Origin of the sequence: Pseudomonas oryziphila, from assembly GCF_003940825.1 — a bacterium.
GTDB classification, from domain to species: domain Bacteria; phylum Pseudomonadota; class Gammaproteobacteria; order Pseudomonadales; family Pseudomonadaceae; genus Aquipseudomonas; species Aquipseudomonas sichuanensis.
Map to the genome: position 1 here is coordinate 407,128 of NZ_CP034338.1, position 22,960 is coordinate 430,087.

The window sequence follows — 22,960 nt, forward strand, 5'->3', positions numbered from 1 at the left end:
CATGGCCTTCGACCTCGCCGCGCGGCTGGCCGAACGGCGTGCCGCGGACCTTTACCGTCAGCGGCCACTGCTGCAGAGCCCGCAGGGGCCGCAGGTGGTGGTCGATGGCCAGCCGCTGCTGGCCTTCTGCAGCAACGACTACCTGGGCCTTGCCAACCACCCCGAGGTGATAAAGGCCTGGTGCGACGGCGCCGAGCGCTGGGGTGTCGGCGGCGGCGCCTCGCACCTGGTGATCGGCCACAGCACACCGCACCACCAGGTCGAGGAGGCATTGGCCGAATTGACTGGGCGCCCGCGGGCGCTGTTGTTCTCCACCGGTTACATGGCCAACCTTGGCGCCATCACCGCGCTGGTGGGGCAGGGCGACACGGTGTTGCAGGACCGCCTCAACCATGCTTCGTTGCTGGATGGCGGGCTGCTCAGTGGGGCGCGTTTCAGCCGCTACCTGCACAACGATCCGGCCAGCCTGGCCAGCCGCCTGGGCAAGGCCACCGGCAATACGCTGGTGGTCACCGATGGCGTGTTCAGCATGGACGGCGACTGCGCCGACCTGCCGGCCCTGGCTGAAGTGGCCCGCGCCCGCGGTGCCTGGCTGATGGTCGACGATGCCCATGGCCTGGGTACCTTGGGTGCCAAGGGTGGCGGTATCGTCGAGCACTTCGGGCTGGGCGTCGAGGATGTGCCGGTGTTGATCGGCACGCTGGGCAAAGCCTGTGGCACGGCGGGCGCTTTCGTCGCGGGCAGCGAGGAACTGATTGAGGCGCTGGTGCAATTCGCCCGCCCCTACATCTACACCACCAGCCAACCACCGGCGCTGGCCTGCGCCACGCTCAAGGCGCTGGAGTTGCTACGCCGGGAAACCTGGCGTCGCGAGCACCTGGCGGCGTTGATCCGCCAATTCCGCGAGGGCGCCGAGCAGATCGGCCTTACGCTGATGGACAGCCACACGGCGATCCAGCCGATCCTGATCGGTGATGCCGCCCGGGCGATGGCGTTGTCGCACCGGCTGCGCGAGCGTGGCCTGCTGGTGACGGCTATTCGCCCACCCACCGTACCCGCCGGCAGCGCGCGGCTGCGGGTGACGCTGAGCGCCGCCCACAGTGAGGCGCAGGTCCAGCTATTGTTGAATGCATTGGCCGAGTGTTATCCGCCGCTGGAGGCCGCCGATGCGTAACCGTTTGATCCTTCTGCCCGGCTGGGGGCTGGGTACTGCGTCACTGGAGCCGCTGGCCGCCAGCCTGCGTGCCCAGGACCTGCGCCTGCAGGTAGAGCTGATGCCGCTGCCGGAGCTGCCCCACAGCGACGTGCAGGCCTGGGTCGAACACCTCGACCGGCAGTTGCCGACCGATGCCTGGCTGGGCGGCTGGTCGCTGGGTGGCATGCTTGCCAGCGCCTTGGCCCACAAGCGCGGCGACCACTGCTGCGGGCTGCTCACCCTGGCCAGTAATCCCAGTTTCGTCGCCCGGCCGGACTGGCCCCATGGGATGGCGGCGGACACCTTTGGCACCTTCCTCGATGGCTGCCGCAGCCATACGCAGGTCACCCTCAAGCGCTTCCGCACCCTGTGCAGCGACGGCGCGCTGCAGCCGCGCACCTTGTTGCGTCAGTTGGGGGTGGGCGTGCCCGATACCGACCCGTTGTACCTGGCCACCGGCCTGGAAGTGTTGGCCAAGCTGGATACCCGCGCGGGACTGGAGCAGTACGGCGGCCCACAACTGCATCTGTTTGCCGGCAGTGACGCGCTGGTTCCGGCGGAGGCGGCCAAGGCGTTGAGCGAGTTGTTGCCGGACGTGGAAGTCGGCCTGGTCGAAGACAGTTCCCACGCCTTCCTGCTGGAATATCCGCAGGAGCTGGCGGCGGGCATCAAGAGTTTTTTGCATGAGAGTGGCGATGACTGACCTTTCCCAGCCGAACCTGCCCGGCGGCTTGCCAGACAAACGCCAGGTGGCGGCTTCGTTCTCCCGTGCCGCCGCCAGCTACGACAGTGTCGCGGCCTTGCAGCGTGCGGTGGGGGCGACCTTGCTGGACAAGCTGCCGGACGACCTGGCGCCTGAGCGCTGGCTTGACCTGGGCAGCGGCACGGGGCACTTCAGCCGGCTGCTGGCGACGCGTTTCGCCAGTGCCAGCGGCGTGGCCATGGATATCGCCGAGGGCATGCTGCGCCATGCCCGTGAGCAAGGTGGTGCGCAGTATCACGTGGCGGGTGATGCCGAGCGCCTGCCGCTGGCCGATGGCAGTGTCGACCTGCTGTTCAGCAGCCTGGCGGTGCAGTGGTGTGGCCAGTTCGGCAGTGTCTTGAGCGAGGCCGGGCGGGTTTTGCGCCCGGGCGGTGTGATGGCGTTCAGCAGCCTGTGTGTCGGTACGCTCGACGAGCTACGCGCCAGCTGGCAGGTGGTAGACGGCATGGTCCACGTCAACCGCTTCCGCCACTTCGAGGACTACCAGCGCCTGTGCGCGGGCAGCGGCCTGGAACTGCTCGGGCTGGAGCGCCGCGCCCATGTGCTGCACTACCCGGACGTGCGCAGCCTGACCCACGAACTCAAGGCCCTTGGCGCGCACAACCTCAACCCTGGGCGCCCTGGCGGGCTCACCGGGCGGGCGCGGATGCAGGGGCTGCTGCAGGCTTACGAGCAGTTCCGCCAGCCCCAGGGGCTGCCGGCCACCTATCAGGTGGTCTACGGTGTGCTGCGTCAATCTGCGGCAGAGGGGCAGTAACATGAACCAGGCTTATTTCATCGCCGGCACCGACACTGACGTTGGCAAGACCACCATCGCCGCCGGCCTGCTGCATGCGGCGCGTCAGCGTGACTTGAGTACCCTGGCAGCCAAGCCGGTGGCGTCCGGTTGTGTGGTCACCCCCAAGGGGTTGCGCAACAGCGATGCCCTGGCGCTTATCGATGAAAGCTCGATCAAGCTGCCTTATGAGCAGGTCAATCCTTTCGCCTTCGAGCCGGCCATCGCCCCCCATGTCGCCGCGCGCGAAGCCGGGGTAGCGCTGAGTGTGCCGACGTTGCTGGAAGCCATGCACCATGTGCTGGCACAGAGTGCCGATTTCACCCTGGTCGAAGGTGCCGGGGGATGGCGCGTGCCGCTTTCGGACCACGCCAACCTGTCGGACCTGGCGATTGCCCTGAAGCTGCCGGTGATCCTGGTGGTTGGCGTGCGCCTCGGGTGTATCAACCACGCCCTGCTCAGTGCCGAGGCGATTGCCCGGGATGGCCTGCAACTGGCCGGTTGGGTGGCGAATATCGTCGACCCACGGACATCGCGGTTGGAAGATAACCTTTCCAGCCTGGCCGAGCGGCTGCCCGCGCCTTGCCTGGGGCGGGTGCCATGGCTCAAGCAGGCGAGTGCGGATGCAGTGGCCGCGCATCTGCAGCTGGATCTGCTGGACTAGACGGCCTGCCGGATGGCGGCATGATCCGGTCTATTGGCTGGCACTAGGCTATTAGGGATTTAAACGGGCCTTTTTCCGGCTGGCCTGCTTTAATAAGCCCTGTTCATTACCCAGCGTCACGGAGTCCTGACATGGAAATCAACGCAAGCTCCGCCTTCTACGCAGGCCTGGGGGCCATCCAGAACGGGCAGAACCGTGTCGACCAGGCCGCCCAGCAGATCGCCAGTGGCGCCGTCGAGCGTGGCAACACCAGCCAGTCCACCGACTACCAGGCCGAGCGCCTGCGTGGCGTCGACCGCAGCCAGCAGATGGACCTGGCCACCAGCACCGTGCAACTGGCGCTGGGCAAGCAGGAAGTCGAACTGGGCGTCAAAGTCGCCAAGGCCTCGGACGAAATGCTCGGTCGGTTCATCGACACCTACGCCTGATCGTCACCTCACATTCAGCAACATCGCGGGGCAAGCCCGCTCCCACGCCCCGCCCTGCGGCATCGCGTGGGAGTGGGCTTGCCCCGCGATGCGTTTAGAGGGTGGTGGCGTAAATGTCATGCTGGGCGGCGTAAATGACACTGAGCCTTCCTTGACATCGCAGCCACCTAAACGTAAGTTTCAAACAACTGTTTGATCGATAGCCGCCAAGCGTTGGTCGGTGTCAGCGGTCTCCCCAGAGAACTCATCACAGAGGTTCATCGCAATGCCTGATTACAAAGCTCCCTTGCGTGATATCCGCTTCGTCCGCGACGAACTGCTTGGCTATGAGGCGCACTATGCGAGCCTGCCGGCCTGCCAGGACGCCACGCCAGACATGGTGGACGCGATTCTTGAAGAAGGCGCGAAATTCTGTGAGCAGGTATTGGCCCCGCTGAACCGTGTCGGTGACCTGGAAGGCTGCACCTGGAGCGAGTCGGGCGTGAAAACGCCGACCGGCTTCAAGGAAGCCTACGAGCAATTCGTCGAAGGCGGCTGGCCAAGCCTGGCCCATGACGTCGAACACGGCGGCCAGGGCCTGCCCGAGTCGCTGGGCCTGGCCCTGAGCGAGATGGTCGGTGAGTCGAACTGGTCGTGGGGCATGTACCCAGGCCTGTCCCACGGCGCGATGAACACCATCTCCGAGCACGGCACCCCCGAGCAGCAGCACACCTACCTGACCAAGCTGGTGTCCGGCGAGTGGACCGGCACCATGTGCCTGACCGAACCGCACTGCGGTACCGACCTGGGCATGCTGCGCACCAAGGCCGAGCCTCAGGCCGACGGCAGCTACAAGGTGTCCGGCACCAAGATCTTCATCTCGGCCGGTGAACACGACATGGCCGACAACATCGTCCATATCGTCCTGGCCCGCCTGCCCGATGCGCCTGCCGGCACCAAAGGCATTTCGCTGTTCATCGTGCCCAAGTACCTGCCAAACGCCGAAGGCGGCGTCGGTGAGCGCAACGGCGTGAGCTGCGGCTCGCTCGAGCACAAGATGGGCATCCACGGCAACGCCACCTGCGTGATGAACTTCGACAGCGCCACCGGCTACCTGATCGGCCCAGCCAACAAGGGCCTGAACTGCATGTTCACCTTCATGAACACCGCACGCCTGGGCACCGCACTGCAGGGCCTGGCCCACGCTGAAGTGGCGTTCCAGGGCGGCCTGAAGTACGCCCGCGATCGCCTGCAGATGCGCTCCCTGACCGGCCCGAAAGCGCCTGAAAAGGCGGCCGACCCGATCATCGTCCACCCCGACGTGCGCCGCATGCTGCTGACCATGAAGGCCTTCGCCGAAGGTAACCGTGCGATGGTCTACTTCACCGCCCAGCAGGTGGATATCGTCAAGTACAGCCAGGATGAAGAGGCCAAGAAAAAGGCCGACGCACTGCTGGCCTTCCTCACCCCGATCGCCAAGGCCTTCATGACCGAAGTCGGCTTTGAAGCTGCCAACCACGGCGTGCAGATCTACGGTGGCCACGGCTTCATCGCCGAGTGGGGCATGGAGCAGAACGTGCGCGACAGCCGCATTTCCATGCTGTACGAAGGCACCACCGGCATCCAGGCCCTCGACCTGCTCGGCCGCAAGGTGCTGATGACCCAGGGCGAGGCGCTCAAAGGCTTCACCAAGATCGTCCACAAGTTCTGCCAGGGCCAGGAAGGCAACGCTGCTACCAAAGAGTTCGTCGAGCCACTGGCGGCGATCAACAAGGAGTGGGGCGAGCTGACCATGAAGATCGGCATGGCGGCGATGAAGGATCGCGAGGAAGTCGGTGCCGCTTCGGTGGATTACCTGATGTATTCCGGCTATGCCTGCCTGGCCTACTTCTGGGCCGACATCGCTCGCCTGGCCGCCGAGAAGTTGGCTGCCGGCACCAGCGAAGAGGCGTTCTACACCGCCAAGCTGCAGACTGCGCGCTTCTACTTCCAGCGCATCCTGCCGCGCACCCGCACGCATGTCGCGGCGATCCTGTCTGGTGCCGACAACCTGATGGCGATGAAGGAAGACGATTTCGGTCTGTCCTACTAAGCCTGCCGGCTGTAGCAAAACCGTCTGCCGTTATCGGCAGGCGGTTTTTTTTTGCCCATCGATTCAGGTGGCCAAGTGGCAGCGGTCCGCCAGGCAGGGGCTCAGACATCTCCAACGCGATCACGGAGCAAGCCCGTTCTTGCAAAAAGAAGGGAAAAGTCTGCAGAGATGTCGCATCCAGTAACGAGTGTGCCTCAAGCATGCACACCTGCCTGCCGTTAACCCGACGTCAAAATTTCATCTATTCAGGTGCACAGTGGATGAAGTAGGGGCACAATGCCATTATTGATCTGCCGGGTCGGAGATTACCCTTGTTTCGTCTATCCGCTGTACGCGCGAGCCACTTCCTGCCTTCGCTGGTTCTTTTGCTGTCGGGCCTTGCCGCGGCCTATGTGAGGGACCTGAGTGTCTTCTTCACATCGCTGTTCAATGTGCTGCCTACCTTGGTCCTGCTGCTGGGCGGGGCCTATTGCGCGGTGTATCGCCGGCAGCGCGAGCTGTTCCTGATGGTCACGGTATACATCGCCTATTTCCTGCTCGACACCCAGACCGACTTCTACCGCGACAATGGCCGGGTGCGCGAGGATGCTGCGGTGATCTTCCACCTGGTCTGCCTGCTGCTCCCGGCGTTGTTCGGCCTGTATGCGGCCTGGCAGGAACGTACCCACCTGGCCCAGGACATGCTCGCCCGCTTTGCCGTGCTGTTTGCTGTCGGCAGCGTGGCGCTGGCGCTGGAGCAGAGCTTCCCCGAGGCCCTGTTGGGCTGGCTGGCGGAGATCCGCTGGCCGTCGCTGCATGGCCAGTGGATGAGCCTTATCCAGTTGGCCTACCCGCTGTTCATCGTCGTGTTCATCCTGCTGGTGGTGCAGTACCTGCGCGAGCCCCGGCCCTTGCATGCGGCACAGGTCATCGGGCTGATCGGTATCTTCTGGATGCTGCCCAAGACCTTCATCCTGCCGTTCACCCTGAACATCATGTGCAGCCAGGTGATGCTGATGATCGCTGCTGCAGTCTCCCACGAGGCCTATCAGATGGCCTTCCGCGACGAACTGACCGGCCTGCCGGGGCGCCGCGCATTGAACGAGCGCATGCAGCGGCTGGGGCGCAACTACGTGATCGCCATGAGCGACGTCGACCACTTCAAGAAATTCAACGATACCCATGGCCATGACGTCGGTGACCAGGTTCTGCGCCTGGTGGCCAGCCGCCTGTCCAAAGTCACCGGTGGTGGCCGAGCCTACCGCTATGGCGGCGAGGAGTTTGCCCTGGTGTTCGCTGGCAAGACCGCCGAGGAATGCCTGCCGCACCTGGAGGCGGTGCGCGAGATGATCGCCAACTACGCCATTCAGCTTCGCGACCAGAGCAACCGCCCGCAGGATGATGGCGCCGGCCGACAACGCCGTGCTGGCAACGGCAGCAGTACGGTTTCGGTCACCATCAGCATCGGTATCGCCGAGCGCCAGCTTGAGCATCGCAACCCCGAGCAAGTGCTCAAGTCCGCGGACCAGGCCCTGTACAGCGCCAAGGGCGCGGGGCGTAACTGCGTGATGACCTTCGGCCAGCAATCACAGCGCGGTGCCATACGAATGGCGTGACCATGGCTGACCATTCGGTCGGATGATGACCCTATGTCTCGAAAAAGTTGTTCGGTTACACTGGCTACAACCCAGTGCCGCGGTCCCGTCGGACCGCCCCGAGCCTTATAGCGAGAGGTTGTCATGGCTGAATATAAAGCGCCCCTGCGCGATATGCGCTTCGTTCTCAATGAAGTCTTCGACGTGGCCACACTCTGGTCGCAGCTGCCTGCCCTGGCCGAGACGGTCGATGCCGACACCGCCATGGCCGTGCTGGAAGAGGCCGGCAAGGTCACCAGCAAGACCATTGCCCCGCTGAGCCGTGCCGCCGACGAAGAAGGCTGCCACTGGGAAAACGGCGCAGTGCGCACCCCGGCAGGCTTTATCGAGGCCTACCAGACCTTTGCCGAAGGTGGCTGGGTGGGCGTGGGTGGCGATCCGCAGTTCGGCGGCATGGGCATGCCCAAGGCGATTTCCGCCCAGGTCGAAGAGATGGTCAACGCCTCGAGCCTGGCGTTTGGCCTGTACCCGATGCTCACCGCCGGTGCCTGCCTGTCGATCAACGCCCACGCCAGTGAGGCGCTGAAGGAGAAATACCTGCCGAACATGTACGCCGGCGTCTGGGCCGGTTCCATGTGCCTGACCGAGCCCCACGCCGGTACCGACCTGGGCATCATCCGCACCAAGGCCGAACCGCAGGCCGACGGCAGCTACAAGGTCAGCGGCACCAAGATCTTCATCACCGGTGGCGAGCACGACCTCACCGAGAACATCATCCATCTGGTGCTGGCCAAGCTGCCGGACGCACCGGCGGGCCCCAAGGGCATTTCGCTGTTCCTGGTGCCCAAGTTCCTGGTCAACGAAGACGGCAGCCTCGGTGCGCGCAACCCCGCCAACTGCGGCTCGATCGAGCACAAGATGGGCATCCAGGCCTCGGCCACCTGCGTGATGAACTTCGACGAGGCAGTCGGCTATATCGTGGGTGAGCCGAACAAGGGCCTGGCCGCCATGTTCACCATGATGAACTACGAGCGCCTGGGTGTTGGCATCCAGGGCCTGGCCTCGGCCGAGCGCTCGTACCAGAACGCCGTCGAGTACGCCCGCGACCGCCTGCAGAGCCGCGCACCGACCGGCCCGCAAGCCAAGGACAAGGTCGCCGACCCGATCATCGTTCACCCGGACGTGCGTCGCATGCTGCTGACCATGAAAGCGCTGATCGAGGGTGGCCGGGCCTTCTCGAGCTACGTGGCGCTGCAACTCGACAGCGCCAAGTACAGCGAAGACGCCGCGACCCGCAAGCGCAGCGAAGAACTGGTAGCCCTGCTGACGCCAGTGGCCAAGGCTTTCCTCACCGACCTGGGCCTGGAGTGCACTGTGCACGGCCAGCAGGTGTTCGGTGGCCACGGCTATATCCGTGAGTGGGGCCAGGAGCAACTGGTACGTGATGTGCGCATCACCCAGATCTACGAAGGCACCAACGGCATCCAGGCCCTGGACCTGGTCGGTCGCAAGGTGGTGGCCAGCGGCGGCGCCTACTACCAGCTGTTTGCCGACGAGATCCGCCAGTTTGTCGTCGCCGCTGGCAGCGAGTTGGGTGAGTTCACCAAGCCGCTGGCGGCTTCCCTCGACCAGCTCGACGAACTGACGGCCTGGGTGCTGGACAAGGCCAAAGGCAACCCTAACGAGATCGGTGCGGCGTCGGTGGAGTACCTGCACGCGTTCGGTTACGTCGCCTATGCCTACATGTGGGCACTGATGGCCCGTGCGGCCAAGGCGGGCGAGGGCGATGCCGACTTCTACGGGGCCAAGCTGGGAACCGCACGGTTCTACTTCGCGCGGCTGTTGCCTCGGGTGCATTCGCTGGTGGCTTCGGTGAAGGCGGGGAGCGATTCGCTCTATCTGCTGGACGCAGAACAGTTCTGATCTACCTGTGGGCTGCCCTGCCGCCCACTCCAGCCCGTCTGGCGCCTTGATCGGCAGCGCTTACGCAGGGGCACGACTTTCGTGGCCCTGCTTGTGATTAATCGGAAAGCTGGAAGCATCGCCACCTGCTGACCTCGCCGTTTGCCAAGGAATCCTCTTGTAAGCTTTGTCTTACATGACGTGGTGACTTTTCGCCCCTTTCCTAAGATTGGATCCACGGTTACTCTTTCTTACATGGACGTAGCGCAGGAAGCGCAATGGACAAACAGGGACACGAAAGGATCCTGCCAGGACGGTGGGGAGATAAGGATGTCAAAGGGAAACAGTCTAGGAAACCTCGCTTCGGCGGGGTTTTCTTTGTGCCTGTGTTTTTCAGCCGAGCACGTCCAGCGGTGACACACCCAGCTGACGCGCGTCTGTCTCTGCTTCCAGCAGGGTGCGCAGCAGCTCCACCGACGCCTGCTGGCGCTGGGCATCGCGGAATACCAGGCCGACCTTAAGCGGTACCCGCGGCTCGCTCAAGGGCTTCCACAGCAGTGCCTGGTCATCCTCGGCAGCCTCTTTGGCCCGCCCTGGCAGGACGGTGGCCAGCGCCGTGTGCGCCAGGCTGTCGAGAATCCCCGCCATGTTGTTCATCTCTGCCTGTACCTGCGGCCTGCGGCCCAGGTTGGCCAGTTGCGCCTTCCAGATCTGGCGGATCTGGAACTCTTCACCCAGCATCAGCATCGGCAGTTCGGCCGCCTGGCGTAGCGAGACCTTCTTGAAGTCTTTCAAGGGGTGGGTATTGGGGATGACCAGCTGCAATTCGTCCTCATACAGCAACAAGCCATGCAGCCCCGGTTGGCGCGGTGGCAGGTAGCTGATCCCGATATCCAGGTTGCCGTTGAGCAAGCGTCGCTCGATCTCCAGCCCCGACAGTTCATAGATCTGCACCACAAGGTGCGGCTGAGCCTTGCGCACGCGTTCCAGCAGCTGCGGCACCAGGCTTGGCCGCACGGTCTGCAGCACGCCGATGGCCAGGGTACGCAGCGACTGGCCCTTGAAGTTGCGCATGGCCTCGTGGGCCCGCTGCAGGCCATCGAGCAGTGGCAGAGCGTGGTTGTACAGGGTGTGGGCGGCCAGGGTTGGCAGCAGGCGTTTGTTGCTGCGTTCGAACAGGCTCAGGTCGAGGCTGTGCTCCAACTGACGGATCTGTTGCGACAGGGCCGGCTGGGACAGTGACAGGCGTTCGGCGGCGCGGCCCACATGGCCTTCTTCATACACCGCGACGAAATAACGCAGTTGGCGAAAATCCATAAGTGATACTTATCAAAAAAGCTGCAAAATCCAAATGGCCCCGGAGCGCCCCGAGGCCTAGTCTATCGCCGTATTCCAGCGGGTTACAGCGATCATCGACGCGATTGTTACCCCGGATGAAAAACACTTTTGATAGGCAAGGCAAAATATCAAATCCGGCATTCGACCGGAGGCCTTGACCGCCGCCGACCGTGAATGGCTGGAGCCCTGATGAACCTGTTCAACCTGCGCCGCCCGGCCCCTGCCGTGGCAGCTCCCAAGCCGGTACCGATGCCCGAGCCCGCCACGGCGCAGCTATCGCGTGAACGGCTGATGCCCGGCAGCGAGCGTGCGGCGCAGGTGTTCGTGCGTGGCCAGGGTTCCTGGCTGTGGGACAGTGAAGGGCATGCCTACCTGGACTTCACCCAGGGCGGCGCGGTCAACAGCCTCGGCCACAGCCCGAACGTGCTGGTCAAGGCGTTGAGCAACCAGGCCCAGGCATTGATCAACCCGGGCGCGGGTTACCACAGCCGCACCCTGCTCAGGCTGGTCGAGCTCCTGTGCCAGAGCACCGGCAGTGACCAGGCCTACCTGCTCAACAGCGGCGCCGAGGCCTGTGAAGGGGCGATCAAGCTGGCGCGCAAGTGGGGCCAGCTGCACCGTAACGGCGCCTACCACATCATTACCGCCAGCCAGGGCTGCCACGGGCGAAGCCTGGGGGCGCTGTCGGCCTCCGACCCGTTGCCGTGCAACCGCTGCGAGCCAGGGTTGCCGGGTTTCAGCAAGGTGCCGTTCAACGATCTGGCCGCGCTGCATGCGGCGGTGGACTCGCGCACTGTGGCGATCATGCTCGAACCGATCCAGGGCGAGGCCGGCGTGATTCCTGCCACCCGTGAATACCTCAAGGGCGTCGAGCAGCTGTGCCGTGAACTGGGCATCCTGCTGATCCTCGACGAGGTGCAAACCGGCGTAGGGCGTTGCGGTGCCCTGTTGGCGGAACATGCCTACGGCGTGCGGGCCGACATCGTCACCCTAGGCAAGGGCCTGGGCGGCGGTGTGCCATTGGCGGCGTTACTGGCCCGCGGTTCGGCCTGCTGCGCCGCCCCCGGCGAGCTGGAAGGCAGCCACCACGGCAACGCACTGATGACCGCTGCTGGGCTTGCGGTGTTGCAGACCGTGCTGGAGCCGGGGTTCTTCGAGCAGGTACAGGACAGCGGTCGGCACCTGCGCGACGGCCTCAGCCGCCTGGCCGGGCGCTATGGCCAGGGCGAAGTGCGCGGCCAGGGCCTGCTGTGGGGCCTGCAGTTGCGCGATGACGCCGCCGCAGCCTTGGTCGAGGCCGCGCTGCATGAGGGGCTGCTGCTCAATGCACCGCAGGCCGATGTGGTGCGATTCTCGCCGGCCCTGACGGTGAGCAAGGGCAACATCGACGAGATGCTCCTGCGCCTGGCCCGCGCCTTTGCCCGTGTGCACGCCCAGCAAGCCAACCGCCGCGAAGTGTCGGCCTGACCGCGCACCCGGGGTAACGAATTTCAACGAACCGTCTCGCGTTTCTGCGCATCGCCCTTGGCCTGTAGTGTTTGGCTCGGGGCGTTTTTTTTGCCTGGCGTTCAGTGATGGAACCACCGGGCGGTGCGGCTAGTCTTTGTTGAAACCCTTCAAGGAGCGTTTCGCATGGATTTCATTCGCATCATCATCGCCATCATCCTGCCGCCACTGGGGGTGTTCCTCCAGGTGGGTTTCGGTGGGGCATTCTGGCTGAACATCCTGCTGACCTTGCTGGGGTACATTCCGGGCATCGTGCATGCGGTGTACATCATCGCCAAGCGTTGAGGCGGCCGGTGTGGGCGCAACTGTCTTTGTAGGAGCGGCCTTGTGTCGCGAAAGGGCTGCGTAGCAGCCCCAGGATTATTGGGTTGGCGCAAAGATCGCCGGGGCCGCTTTGCGGCCCTTTCGCGACACAAGGCCGCTCCTACAGCAGCCCCTGTCCGTCTACTGGCCCAGTACCCGGCAATAGAACTTCCACTCCTGCTCCAGCGCATGCGCCAGGTTCGCCGCCTGGCGAAACCCATGCCGCTCGCCGGGATAGAAATGCCCCTCGGCCTCGATGCCGTTGGCTATGAGGGCGTCGAGCATGCTACGGGTTTGCTCCGGCACCACCACCGCGTCCAACTCGCCCTGGAAGAAGACCACCGGCACCTTTATCCGCCCGGCGTGCAGCAGCGGCGTGCGTTGGCGATAGCGTTCGGCATCGCGCAGCGGGTCGCCGATCAACCAGTCGAGGTAATCGCCCTCGAACTTGTGGGTCGCACGGCCAAGTGCCTCAGGGTCGCTGACGCCATAAAGGCTGGCGCCGGCACGGAAGACCTGGTGGAACGCCAAGGCGCACAAGGTGGTATAGCCGCCGGCGCTGCCGCCGCGGATAAAGGCCTGGCTCGGCTCGATCAGGCCCCGTGAGGCGAGGTGGGCGACGGCGGCGCAGGCATCCTCCACGTCGCTCTCGCCCCAGCGCAGATGCAATGCCTGGCGGTAGGCACGGCCATAGCCGCTGCTGCCGCGGTAGTTGAGGTCGGCGACGGCGAAACCGCGCTGGGTCCAGTACTGGATACGCGGGTCGAGCACCGGGTAGCAGGCCGAGGTCGGGCCGCCGTGGATGAACACCAACAGTGGCGACGGTGTGCCACCGGCCATGGCGGGGTAGAAAAAGCCGTGGGCCAAGCCATCGCCGCTGGCGTAGCGGATCGGCTGCGGGGTGCTGATGTGCGCGGCTGGCAGTACTTGCGCGCCGCCTGCCAGTACCTGGACGTCATGGTTGCTGCGGTCGATGGCGATCACTGCCGGCGGGCTGATCGGCGATGCGGCGATGGCGTAGATATGCCCTGCATCCATGGCCAGGCTGCGAAAGCGCGTATAGGCGCTGGCGTAACGCACCATCTCGCCCGTGTTGCTGCGTAGCCCGAGCTGGCCGAAGCCGTCCTCGAACCAGCTGGCCAGGTAGCTTTGCGGGCCAAGTGCCAGCCAGGTGCAGGGCCCAAGTTGCCAGGGGGCCGCGGCGTGGTCGGCAATTGCCGAGGGCAGGCGCTGCCAGTGCCCATCGACCTCGCCCCAGGGCTGCCAGTAGCCGTCCAGGTCAGACAGACAGTACAGGCGGCCCTGGGCATCGAAGCGCGGTTGTTGCAGGGACTCTGCGCCCCCGGCGATGCAGTGTGGCGCCCCCCACGCACCGCTGGCATCGCGCTTGCGACACATCAAGCGGGTAACGGTCCAGGGCTGATGCGGGCGGTCCCATTCAATCCAGGCCAGGCGGCAGCCATCGCCGCTGATGGCCGGTGTGGCATAGAAGTCGGCGCCTTCGGCGAGCACATCGCGCCGGCCTTCGGCAAGGGCAACCAAGCGGTGCTCGACGTGGCTGCCATGACGCTCCTCGACCGCCAGCACCTCACCCGCGTGCCACAACAGGTCGCCGTAACGGCAATCGGTGTGCTGGGTCAGCCCGCGAGGTGGCGTGCCATCGAGCGCCTGGAGATAGACCTGTTGATCGTTCTCGTTGACGAACGCCAGGCCATCACCCGTGAGGCAGAAGCTGCCGCCACCATATTCGTACACCCGGCTGCGCACACTGAATCCATCGGGGGTGAGGCAGTGGGCCTGTTGGTTGCGCCAGTGCCAGATACGGCAAGCGCCGTCGGCTGGGCGGAATTCATTCCAGAACAACCCTTGCTCACCGGCCTTGAGCTCGGCGAAATCGGTGCCGGCGGCCACCGCCTGTGCGGCGCTGAATTCAGCCGCGGGCGATGACATGGGAGTTGCGCTCATTGCGGAAAGTCAGCTCTTCGATGGCAAGGGTGGCGTGCTCTGCTTCCTCGCGGGCCTTGAGGATGATGCCGTGGTCCGGCGATTTGCCGCACACAGGGTCGGCCTTGCTGGCATCGCCGGTGAGCATGAACGCCTGGCAGCGGCAGCCGCCGAAGTCCTTTTCCTTCTCGTCGCACGAGCGGCAGGGTTCGGGCATCCACTCATAACCGCGGAAGCGGTTGAAGCCGAACGAGTCGTACCAGATGTGGTGCAGGTCATGCTCGCGCACATTGGGGAACTGCACCGGCAACTGGCGCGCGCCATGGCACGGCAGGGCGGTGCCGTCGGGGGTGATGGTCAGGAACAGGCTGCCCCAGCCGTTCATGCAGGCTTTGGGGCGCTCTTCGTAGTAGTCCGGGGTGACGAAGATCAGCTTGCAGGGGTGGCCTTCGGCCTTGAGCTTGGCGCGATACTCGTTGGTGATGCGCTCGGCGCGCTCCAGCTGCTCGCGGGTTGGCAGCAGGCCCAGGCGGTTGAGCTGCGCCCAGCCGTAGAACTGGCAGGTGGCGAGTTCGACGAAGTCGGCTTCCAGGGCGATGCACAGTTCGATGATGCGGTCGATCTTGTCGATGTTGTGCCGGTGCGTGACGAAGTTGAGCACCATCGGGTAGCCGTGGGCCTTCACTGCCCGGGCCATCGCCAGTTTCTGCGCGAACGCCTTCTTCGAGCCGGCCAGCAGGTTGTTCACTTGCTCGTCGCTGGCCTGGAAGCTGATCTGGATATGGTCCAGCCCGGCCTCTTTGAAGGCGGCAATCTTCTGCTCGGTCAGGCCGATGCCGGAGGTGATCAGGTTGGTGTAGTAACCCAGGCGCCGGGCTTCGCCGATCAGTTCGGCGAGGTCTTGGCGCACCAGCGGCTCGCCGCCGGAAAAACCGATTTGCGCAGCGCCCATCTCGCGGGCTTCGGCCATCACCTTGAACCACTGCTCGGTCGTCAGCTCCTTGCCCTGCTCGGCGAAGTCCAGCGGGTTGGAGCAGTACGGGCACTGCAAAGGGCAGCGGTAGGTGAGCTCGGCCAGCAGCCACAAGGGCAGGCCGACCGGTACCTCAGGCGAGGGTGATCCAGTGTTCGGCACGGGCCACCTCCATGAATTGCTCGATATCGTCGGCGACTTCGGGCACACCGGGGAACTGCTGTTCAAGCTCGCTGATGATCGCCGCAACACTGCGTTGGCCATCGACCAGCCCGCCGATCAGACCGGCGCTGTCGTTGAGCTTGATCATGCCTTCGGGGTACAGCAGCACATGGCCCTTCTGCGCCGGCTCGTACTGGAAACGGTAGCCGGGGCGCCAGGCGGGCACCTGTTCACGATTGAAGCTCATAGGGCGATCCCCTTGTGCCAGACCCGTTCAGCCGTGACGCTGTGATAGGGCGGGCGGTTCAGTTCATAGGCCATGCTCATGGCGTCGAGCATGCTCCAGAGGATATCCAGCTTGAACTGCAGGATCTGAAGCATGCGCTCCTGCCCGGCACGGGTGGTGTAGTGCTTCAGGGTAATCGCCAGGCCGTGTTCCACATCGCGGCGGGCCTGGCCCAGGCGGGTGCGGAAGTACTCATAGCCGGCCGGGTCGATCCACGGGTAGTGCTGCGGCCAGCTGTCCAGCCGCGACTGGTGGATCTGCGGGGCGAACAGTTCGGTCAGCGAGCTGCTGGCAGCCTCCTGCCAACTGGCGCGGCGGGCGAAGTTGACGTAGGCGTCGACGGCAAAGCGCACGCCGGGCAGCACCAACTCCTGGCTGCGCAACTGGTCCGGGTCCAGGCCCACGGCCTGGCCCAGGCGTAGCCAGGCCTCGATGCCGCCGTCCTCGCCTGGGGCGCCGTCATGGTCGAGCAGGCGCTGGATCCACTCGCGGCGCACTTCGCGGTCCGGGCAGTTGGCCAGGATCGCCGCATCCTTCATCGGGATGTTGACCTGGTAATAGAAGCGGTTGGCCACCCAGCCCTGGATCTGCTCGCGGCTGGCGCGGCCCTGGTACATCGCCACGTGAAACGGGTGATGGATGTGGTAATAGGCGCCCTTGGCGCGCAGGGCCTGCTCGAATTCGGCAGGGGACATCGGTGTTGCGTCATTCATTCAGCGCACTCCCTTGGAATGAAACATCGGCCCCTGTGGGAGCGGGTTTACCCGCGAATGCTTCGGTGCAATCACTGCCGCATTCGCGGGTGAACCCGCTCCCACAGGCTTGTGCAGCACCTTCACAATTCGATGCTCATGCCATCGAAGGCCACTTCCACACCCCGACGCAGCACCTCGGCCCTTTGGGGCGAGTCTTCGTCGAGGATCGGGTTGGTGTTGTTGATGTGGATAAGCACCTTGCGCTGGCGCCCGAAGCCGTCCAGCACTTCGAGCATGCCGCCTGGGCCATTCTGCGCCAGGTGGCCCATCTCGCGGCCGGTGCGGGTGCCGACACCGCGACGCTGCATCTCATCATCCTCCCACAGGGTGCCGTCGACCAGCAGGCAGTCGGCGCCGTGCATCATCTGCAACAGCTTGTCGTCGACCTGGCCCAGGCCAGGGGCATAGAACAGCTTGCCGCCGGTGCGGGTGTCCTCCACCAGCAGGCCCAGGTTGTCGCCCGGGTGCGGGTCGAAACGGTGCGGCGAGTAAGGCGGTGCGGCGCTGCGCAGGGGGAAAGGGGTGAAGCGCAGGTTGGGGCAGGCGTCGATCACGAAGCTGCCTTCGAGCTCGATGCGGTTCCAGGTCAGGCCACCGTTCCAGTGGCTGAGCATGTTGAACAGCGGGAAGCCGGTGGTCAGGTCCTGGTGGACCATGTCGGTGCACCACACCTTGTGCGGGCAGCCTTCGCGCAGGCTGAGCAGGCCGGTGGTGTGGTCGATCTGGCTGTCGAGCAAAACGATCGCGTCGATGCCGGTATCGCGCAGGGCGCGGGCCGGCTGCATGGGCGCAAAGGCCTGCAACTGGGCGCGGATGTCGGGCGAGGCGTTGCACAGGATCCAGTGCTCGCCGTCGTCGGACAGGGCGATCGACGACTGGGTGCGCGCGCTGGCGCGCAGGGTGCCGTCGCGGTAGCCCTTGCAGTTGACGCAGTTGCAGTTCCACTGGGGGAACCCGCCGCCGGCGGCGGAACCGAGAATCTGGATGTACATGGCTGATCTTTACCCGAAAACCGTATCCGAAAAACGACAACGCCCCGGCTGGCCGAGGCGTCGAATCACACTGGCACTTAGCGGCTGGCGAAGTACATGGTGACTTCGAAGCCGATACGCAGGTCGGTGTAGGCAGGTTTGGTCCACATGGGTTGACTCCTTCCGGATGGGGTGGGTTGATCGGTTACTCATTGGGCCGCGCTTGGAGTGCGCGGTTCCATTGGCTGAGATTGCGCTATCTTACAAGAAAAATTTGTACTGAAAGGTTAATTCTTCGAAAAGCGCCATTGCATGATGGGTAACAATCGGCTGCGCGTCAGTGCCAGCTCGTGTTTGGTGCCGCAGCGTTGGCGAGGCATAGCCAACCGTGCTCGGCGTCGAGCAACCGGCGCAGGAGGTCGTCCAGATGCGCTTGCCCGACAGTGAGAATAGACCTGCTCATGTGGGAAAGATCCGAATTTTGTGTCGCCAGATGTGCCTGCCACGCCCATTCCGCGACTTCGGCGTTGCCCATGGCGCTTTCTTCTAACTGCCCGGCAAGCTGCTGGCGGGCGTTGCTGTCGAGGCTAACACCACCCTCCAGCAACTGGAGCAGGTGCCCGAGGATCTGCTCATGACTGGCGTGGGGTGATTGCACGCCGAACAGCAGCCCGCCAACTCCTTCGACCTGACGAAAGGCGCTGAACACGGCATATCCCAGCTGCAGCTCGACCCGCAGGCGTTGGTACACCGGGCCTTGCAGCAAGTGTGCGAGCAGGCGGCCGGCCGCCTGCAGCTCAGTCGGTAACGGGCAGAACAGCAGCAGTGCCGGCTCGCTGCCAGACGTCTGTACCTGCCGCCACTGCCGGCCAGTGATCGCCACCTTCGCCCTGGGTGTGCCGGGTTGGCCCATGATCCCCTGCAAAGCAGCCCCCAGGGGGTTGTGCTGGGATGCCGCGAAGCCCACTGCCAGGCCCTGCCAGCGGGCTTGCTGCCACAGTGAGTCGAGCCAGGGCGGGGTGAGGATGCAGGATGGCTGCGGTTGTTCCTCACCGGCCATCAGCGCATCCGGTAGTGCCTTGAGCAGGGCACGTATCGGGATCAGCCCCGGTTCCACGGCAGCAGGGGCAGTCCAGTGCTCGGCGGCGGGGCTTTGCATGAGCGCGAGGGCCTCTTCGATACCTCTGATCACCGCCATCGGCTGGCCGGCGGCCTGCAGTTGCCAGTACTCACCGCTGGCACTGAAACGCAACTGCAGGGCAACACGCTCGGCGCGCTCCTGCAGCGGTTGCAGGGCGCGTTCGATGATTGCCTGGAAGCGTTGGCGCAGCGGTGACGGGATATGCAAACGCAAGTAGAGGCTGGCGAACTGGCGGTTGGGCGGCAGGTTGTCGTCGAGGGTCAGGGCCGTGGGTAGTGGGGCGCTGCGGGCTGGCATCGTGCTGTCCAGCAGCGGCTCTGCGGGTGGCAACTGCCAGCGGCCGCGGCCTGCGTGAGGCAAGCTGTCCAGCAACGTGGCGAAGGCAGCGAGGCCCTGCGCATCGAGCTTCTCAAAGGGCTGGCCACTGCTGTCGCGGCGCGCCAGTTCGAGCGCGCTGCAGCTTTGCTCGCGGCAATGCTGCAACTGGGCGTAGGCATCGTTCAACTGGGCAGCCGGCTGCCTGCGGATGAAGCCCAGCCAGCCGTGCAGCATCGACTGTGCCGTGCTCAGTGAGGCAGTGGCGGGCAGCAGCAGCTGGATATGCCAGAGCATCTGCCCGGCGTGGGCATAAAGCACTTGCGTCGTGCAGCCCTGCAGCCAGCCGCGCTGGCGCAGTTCGGCCAGCCAGCCGCCCGGTCGGCTGTCGTTGAGCAGGGTCAGTAGCAGGTCCAGTGCCTGTTCTGCCGCCGCGGGCAGGCCTTCATGGGCGAACAGCAGGTCATGGCGTGAGCCGCTGGCCGCGAGGGGCCGTAGTTGCCCGTCGAGCAGGGCCGCAGGGGTATCCCGTTGTTCCCGCACACCGGCCGGGAACAGCGCACCGAACTGTTCGCCCAATTGCTCCAGCTCGTCCAGTGGCTGTGGCCCGGCCAGGCTCAAGGTGATCTGGCCGCCCTGGTAGTAACGCCGATGGAAAGTGTTCAGTGCCTGCTGGAAGCCGCGAGCGTGCAGCGCCAGGCTGTGCCGGTTGCCCGCATGGAAGCCGCTGAGTGGATGGCGTGGCGACACCGACTGCAGCAGGCTGAACTGGCGTTGGGCTTCGGGGTTGCGCGACCAGGCGATGAACTCGGCGTGGATGACCTCGCGTTCACGACGCTGGCGTTCCAGGCCGAGGTCCGGTTCGATGAGCATTTGGCACAGGCGCTCCAAGCCACCGGCCAGTGCAACGGGCGGCACCTCGAAGAAAAAATCGGTGGTGCGCTCACGGGTGCTGGCGTTCACCTGGCCGCCCAGGCCCTGCACGTAGCGCATCAGGCCGTCTTGCAACGGGAAGCGGGCAGTGCCGAGGAAGAACAGGTGTTCAAGGAAATGGGCCAGGCCCGGCCACTTCGCTGGCGCATCATGGCTGCCGGCGTGTACCCGCAAGGCTGCAGCGGCGCGCTTGAGGCGCGGGGCGTGGCGCAGGGTCAGGTGCAGGCCGTTGGGCAGGTTCAAGTGACGGGTAGTGTCGGGCATGGCGCCATGCTAGCGCGCCGAGGCGATGTTGTCTGTCCTGGCCTCATCGCGGGGCAAGCCCGCTCCCACGAGCGCCATGTAGCTACGTGGGAGCGGGCTTGCCCCGCGATGGCCTGATCAGCTTTGACGCAGGTGCAAGTCCTGGCGCAGATCCGCCAAGTACGGGAACGCCTCTCGCCCTTTCACCACTCGCTCGTGCTCCAGTTCCGCCAGCAGCAGGCTCTCGTCACGCCCGGCCATCGCCAGCAGGCTGCCGTCCGGCCCTACGATGCTGCTCTGCCCGCAATACTGGATCTCACCTTCGCTGCCACAGTAGTTGGCGTAGACCAGGTAGCACTGGTTCTCCTGCGCCCGCGAGCGTACGGTCACCTGGCAGACGAAGTCGTAGGGCTCCATGTTGGCGGTCGGCACCAGAATCAGCTCTGCGCCGGCCAGTGCCAGGCGCCGGGCGTTCTCCGGGAACTCGATGTCGTAGCAGATCAGCAGGCCGACCTTCCAGCCGTCCAACTCGACCACCGGGAAGTGATTGGCGCCCGGGCTGAACATCGAACGGTCAAGTTCGCCGAACAGGTGGGTCTTGCGGTAGTTGCACAGGCTGCGGCCGTGGGCGTCGATCAACTGAACGCTGTTGTAGATCGCGCCGTCGTCGGCCCGCTCGGGGTAGCCGTAGACGATGGCGATGCGCTGAGCCTGGGCGATTTCCACCACGGTCATCGCCGAAGGGCCATCGTCGGCCTCGGCCAGGCGTTCCACCTGGTCCAGGCCAATGTTGTAGCCACTCAGGAACATCTCCGGGCACACCAGCAACTGGGCGCCTTGTTGGGCAGCCAGCTGGGCCTGGTGCTGCAGGCGTTCGAGGTTGCCGGGCACGTCCAGGGGGCCGGGCGTGCCCTGGAACAGGGCGATGCGCATCACGCTACTCCTTCGCTCAGTCGGCCAGGGCGATCGGTCCGATTTCATCGAACACATCGCCCGGGCCTGGGTTGTCCGGGTGGGTCTGGCCACCGAAGTGGTTCATGATACCCCACACCGCGTTCAGCGAAGTCTGCACCGCGCCTTCCACCCAGGCCGGGGTCCACGACACGTCGTCACCGGCGATGAAGATGCCGCGCTGCTCGGCGGGCATGTCCTGTTGCATGAAGTGCGCGTACATGCGCTGGTTGTAGCGATAGTGGCCCGGCAGCGCGCCCTTGAAGGCGCCGAGGAAGTGCGGGTCGGCCTCCCAGGAAATGGTGATCGGGTCGCCGATGATGTGCCCGGCGATGTCGGTCTTGGGGTAGATCTTCTTCAATGCGTCGAGGGCCAGCTGCACGCGCTTCTCGGTCGGGTGCGGCAGCATCTTCAAGGCATCGCTCATCCAGGCGTAGGACAGGCAGATCACCCCTGGCTTGTCGTCACCGTTGTCGAACAGGTAGGTGCCGCGGGTCAGGCGGTCGGTCAGGGTCATGCTCATCAGGTCGCGGCCGGTCTCTGGGTCTTTGTCTTTCCAGAATGGCCGGTCGACCATCACGAAGGTCTTCGACGACTGCATGTAGCGGGTGCGGTCCAGGGCCATCCACATCTTTTGCGAGAACAGCGCCTCCTCGCAGTCGATCTGGGTGGTCAGCAGCCAGCTCTGGCAGGTGGTGAGCACCGCCGCATAGTGGCGTACGTCGCCATAGTTGTCGGTAACGGCCAGCAGGCCATCGGAGGCCCGAGCGATGCGTTTTACCCCAGTGCGCGGTGCGCCGCCGTGCAGCGAGCGCAGGCTGGTGCCGGCCGGCCAATGGGCGCAACGCTCCGGCACATGGCGCCAGATACCCTGCGGTACCTGCTCGACGCCGCCGACGACCAGGTGCTGATGATCGTCGCAGTTGGTCATGACCACCCGGAAGATTTCCAGCATCGAGTTGGGGAAGTCGGAGTCCCAGCCGCCGGTACCGAAGCCTACCTGGCCAAACACTTCGCGGTGCTGGAAGCTCAGCTTGGCGAACGAGCGCGAGGTGGCGACGAAGTCATAGAAGGTGCGGTCATCCCACAGCGGCACCAGCTTGTTCCACAGGTCTTTCAGGCGTGGCACATCGCGGTCGCGGATGGCCTGCTGGATATCGCTGAATTGTGCGCCGCTTTCCAGGGCGTCGGCCCAGGCATCGGCCACTTCGTGGAACAGCTGCGGCAGGTCGGCCTTGTTTTCGGCGTAGTAGGTCTGGCCTTCGAGGTCGATCACTGTGCTGCCCGAGGCAGGGGTGAGCGGGTTGGGGAAGGGTTTGGTTTCCAGGCCCAGCTTGTCGACGTAGTGATAGAACGCCGTGGACGACACCGGGAAGCGCATGCCGCCGAGCTCGGCGACGATGCCATCGGTGCCATTGAAGGCTTGCGAACGCAGGCGCCCGCCCAGCTTCGACGCTTCGTACACCACCGGCTTGAGGCCCAGTTTCATCAGCTCGTAGGCCGCCACCAGCCCGGCAATGCCACCGCCTACAATCGCCACTTCCTCGCCATGCCGCGCCGCGGGGATGCTGCCCAGGCCGGCCGGGTGTTCCAGCCAGTCATCGAAGCCGAAGGGGAAGTCCGGACCGAAGATGGTGATGGGTTTCTTGCCGTCGGCGGGGTGGCGGTTGTTCTTGTTCATTTAATGACCTTGCCAGAGAGGCTGCGCAGCGGGCGGAGCCTGAGTATAGAGAATGACTGGAGGCCATTTTATGAAGTGCGGTGTTC

At 64.8% G+C, this 22,960-nt stretch carries 20 protein-coding genes; 10 read left to right on the forward strand and 10 right to left on the reverse strand.

All coding sequences use genetic code 11. From position 1 onward, the window contains the following. Position 1 precedes the first annotated feature (1 nt). The 8 genes from bioF to EJA05_RS02000 all read left to right on the forward strand — a co-directional run bounded on the left by bioF (position 2) and on the right by EJA05_RS02000 (position 9,393). Positions 2-1,174: an 8-amino-7-oxononanoate synthase gene (gene bioF, locus EJA05_RS01965; RefSeq protein WP_125857184.1), complete on the forward strand. Its 1,173-nt coding sequence runs from the start codon at positions 2-4 to the stop codon at positions 1,172-1,174. Continuing rightward, entirely contained in the window at positions 1,167-1,898 is a 732-nt protein-coding gene (locus tag EJA05_RS01970) for an alpha/beta fold hydrolase (RefSeq protein ID WP_125857185.1), read from the forward strand. Before bioF ends, EJA05_RS01970 begins: the two co-directional genes overlap by 8 nt. After that, positions 1,891-2,715: a malonyl-ACP O-methyltransferase BioC gene (bioC, locus tag EJA05_RS01975; RefSeq protein ID WP_125857186.1), complete on the forward strand. Its 825-nt coding sequence runs from the start codon at positions 1,891-1,893 to the stop codon at positions 2,713-2,715. Before EJA05_RS01970 ends, bioC begins: the two co-directional genes overlap by 8 nt. A gap of 1 nt (position 2,716) precedes the next feature. Next, positions 2,717-3,397 (forward strand): dethiobiotin synthase, encoded by a 681-nt coding sequence (gene bioD, locus EJA05_RS01980; protein ID WP_125857187.1) that lies wholly within the window; start codon positions 2,717-2,719, stop codon positions 3,395-3,397. A 131-nt stretch (positions 3,398-3,528) separates the two neighbouring features. Continuing rightward, entirely contained in the window at positions 3,529-3,825 is a 297-nt protein-coding gene (locus EJA05_RS01985; protein ID WP_125462323.1) for a pyrroloquinoline quinone biosynthesis protein PqqE, read from the forward strand. Between the two features lie 265 nt (positions 3,826-4,090). Beyond that, complete coding sequence (locus EJA05_RS01990) at positions 4,091-5,896, forward strand: phenylacyl-CoA dehydrogenase (protein ID WP_125857188.1); 1,806 nt, start codon at positions 4,091-4,093, stop codon at positions 5,894-5,896. Positions 5,897-6,207: 311 nt separating this feature from the next. Next, entirely contained in the window at positions 6,208-7,491 is a 1,284-nt protein-coding gene (locus EJA05_RS01995) for a GGDEF domain-containing protein (RefSeq protein WP_125857189.1), read from the forward strand. Positions 7,492-7,614: 123 nt separating this feature from the next. Then, complete coding sequence (locus EJA05_RS02000) at positions 7,615-9,393, forward strand: acyl-CoA dehydrogenase C-terminal domain-containing protein (protein ID WP_125462326.1); 1,779 nt, start codon at positions 7,615-7,617, stop codon at positions 9,391-9,393. Positions 9,394-9,765: 372 nt separating this feature from the next. Here EJA05_RS02000 and EJA05_RS02005 read toward each other — a convergent pair whose 3' ends face one another. Further along, the gene (locus EJA05_RS02005; RefSeq protein WP_125462327.1) at positions 9,766-10,689 is read right to left on the reverse strand and encodes a LysR family transcriptional regulator; all 924 of its coding nucleotides are present in this window, start codon (positions 10,687-10,689) and stop codon (positions 9,766-9,768) included. 210 nt (positions 10,690-10,899) lie between these two features. On the opposite strand from EJA05_RS02005, the gene EJA05_RS02010 reads away from it, so the two are divergent. Next, positions 10,900-12,177: an aspartate aminotransferase family protein gene (locus EJA05_RS02010; protein WP_125857190.1), complete on the forward strand. Its 1,278-nt coding sequence runs from the start codon at positions 10,900-10,902 to the stop codon at positions 12,175-12,177. A gap of 165 nt (positions 12,178-12,342) precedes the next feature. Then, positions 12,343-12,501 (forward strand): YqaE/Pmp3 family membrane protein, encoded by a 159-nt coding sequence (locus EJA05_RS02015; protein ID WP_009681539.1) that lies wholly within the window; start codon positions 12,343-12,345, stop codon positions 12,499-12,501. Positions 12,502-12,660: 159 nt separating this feature from the next. Here the strand turns inward: EJA05_RS02015 and EJA05_RS02020 are convergent, their stop codons facing one another. The 9 genes from EJA05_RS02020 to EJA05_RS02060 all read right to left on the reverse strand — a co-directional run bounded on the left by EJA05_RS02020 (position 12,661) and on the right by EJA05_RS02060 (position 22,874). Continuing rightward, positions 12,661-14,484, reverse strand: coding sequence for a S9 family peptidase (locus EJA05_RS02020; protein ID WP_125857191.1), 1,824 nt, complete (start codon positions 14,482-14,484; stop codon positions 12,661-12,663). Beyond that, the gene (gene pqqE, locus EJA05_RS02025; RefSeq protein WP_125462330.1) at positions 14,450-15,598 is read right to left on the reverse strand and encodes a pyrroloquinoline quinone biosynthesis protein PqqE; all 1,149 of its coding nucleotides are present in this window, start codon (positions 15,596-15,598) and stop codon (positions 14,450-14,452) included. Before pqqE ends, EJA05_RS02020 begins: the two co-directional genes overlap by 35 nt. Beyond that, entirely contained in the window at positions 15,570-15,845 is a 276-nt protein-coding gene (pqqD, locus tag EJA05_RS02030) for a pyrroloquinoline quinone biosynthesis peptide chaperone PqqD (protein ID WP_110994308.1), read from the reverse strand. Before pqqD ends, pqqE begins: the two co-directional genes overlap by 29 nt. Beyond that, positions 15,842-16,597, reverse strand: a complete 756-nt coding sequence (gene pqqC / locus EJA05_RS02035) for a pyrroloquinoline-quinone synthase PqqC (RefSeq protein ID WP_125857192.1) — start codon at positions 16,595-16,597, stop codon at positions 15,842-15,844. The genes pqqD and pqqC overlap by 4 nt, the downstream gene beginning before the upstream one ends. A 122-nt stretch (positions 16,598-16,719) precedes the next feature. Then, positions 16,720-17,631: a pyrroloquinoline quinone biosynthesis protein PqqB gene (gene pqqB / locus EJA05_RS02040; protein WP_125857193.1), complete on the reverse strand. Its 912-nt coding sequence runs from the start codon at positions 17,629-17,631 to the stop codon at positions 16,720-16,722. Between the two features lie 77 nt (positions 17,632-17,708). Continuing rightward, on the reverse strand, positions 17,709-17,780 hold the full coding sequence (gene pqqA / locus EJA05_RS02045; protein ID WP_008365141.1) for a pyrroloquinoline quinone precursor peptide PqqA: 72 nt from the start codon (positions 17,778-17,780) through the stop codon (positions 17,709-17,711). Between the two features lie 167 nt (positions 17,781-17,947). After that, positions 17,948-20,263, reverse strand: a complete 2,316-nt coding sequence (gene pqqF, locus EJA05_RS02050) for a pyrroloquinoline quinone biosynthesis protein PqqF (RefSeq protein ID WP_125857194.1) — start codon at positions 20,261-20,263, stop codon at positions 17,948-17,950. A gap of 117 nt (positions 20,264-20,380) precedes the next feature. Then, positions 20,381-21,175: a carbon-nitrogen hydrolase family protein gene (locus EJA05_RS02055; protein ID WP_125857195.1), complete on the reverse strand. Its 795-nt coding sequence runs from the start codon at positions 21,173-21,175 to the stop codon at positions 20,381-20,383. 16 nt (positions 21,176-21,191) lie between these two features. Then, the gene (locus EJA05_RS02060) at positions 21,192-22,874 is read right to left on the reverse strand and encodes a flavin monoamine oxidase family protein (RefSeq protein ID WP_125857196.1); all 1,683 of its coding nucleotides are present in this window, start codon (positions 22,872-22,874) and stop codon (positions 21,192-21,194) included. Positions 22,875-22,960: the final 86 nt, after the last annotated feature.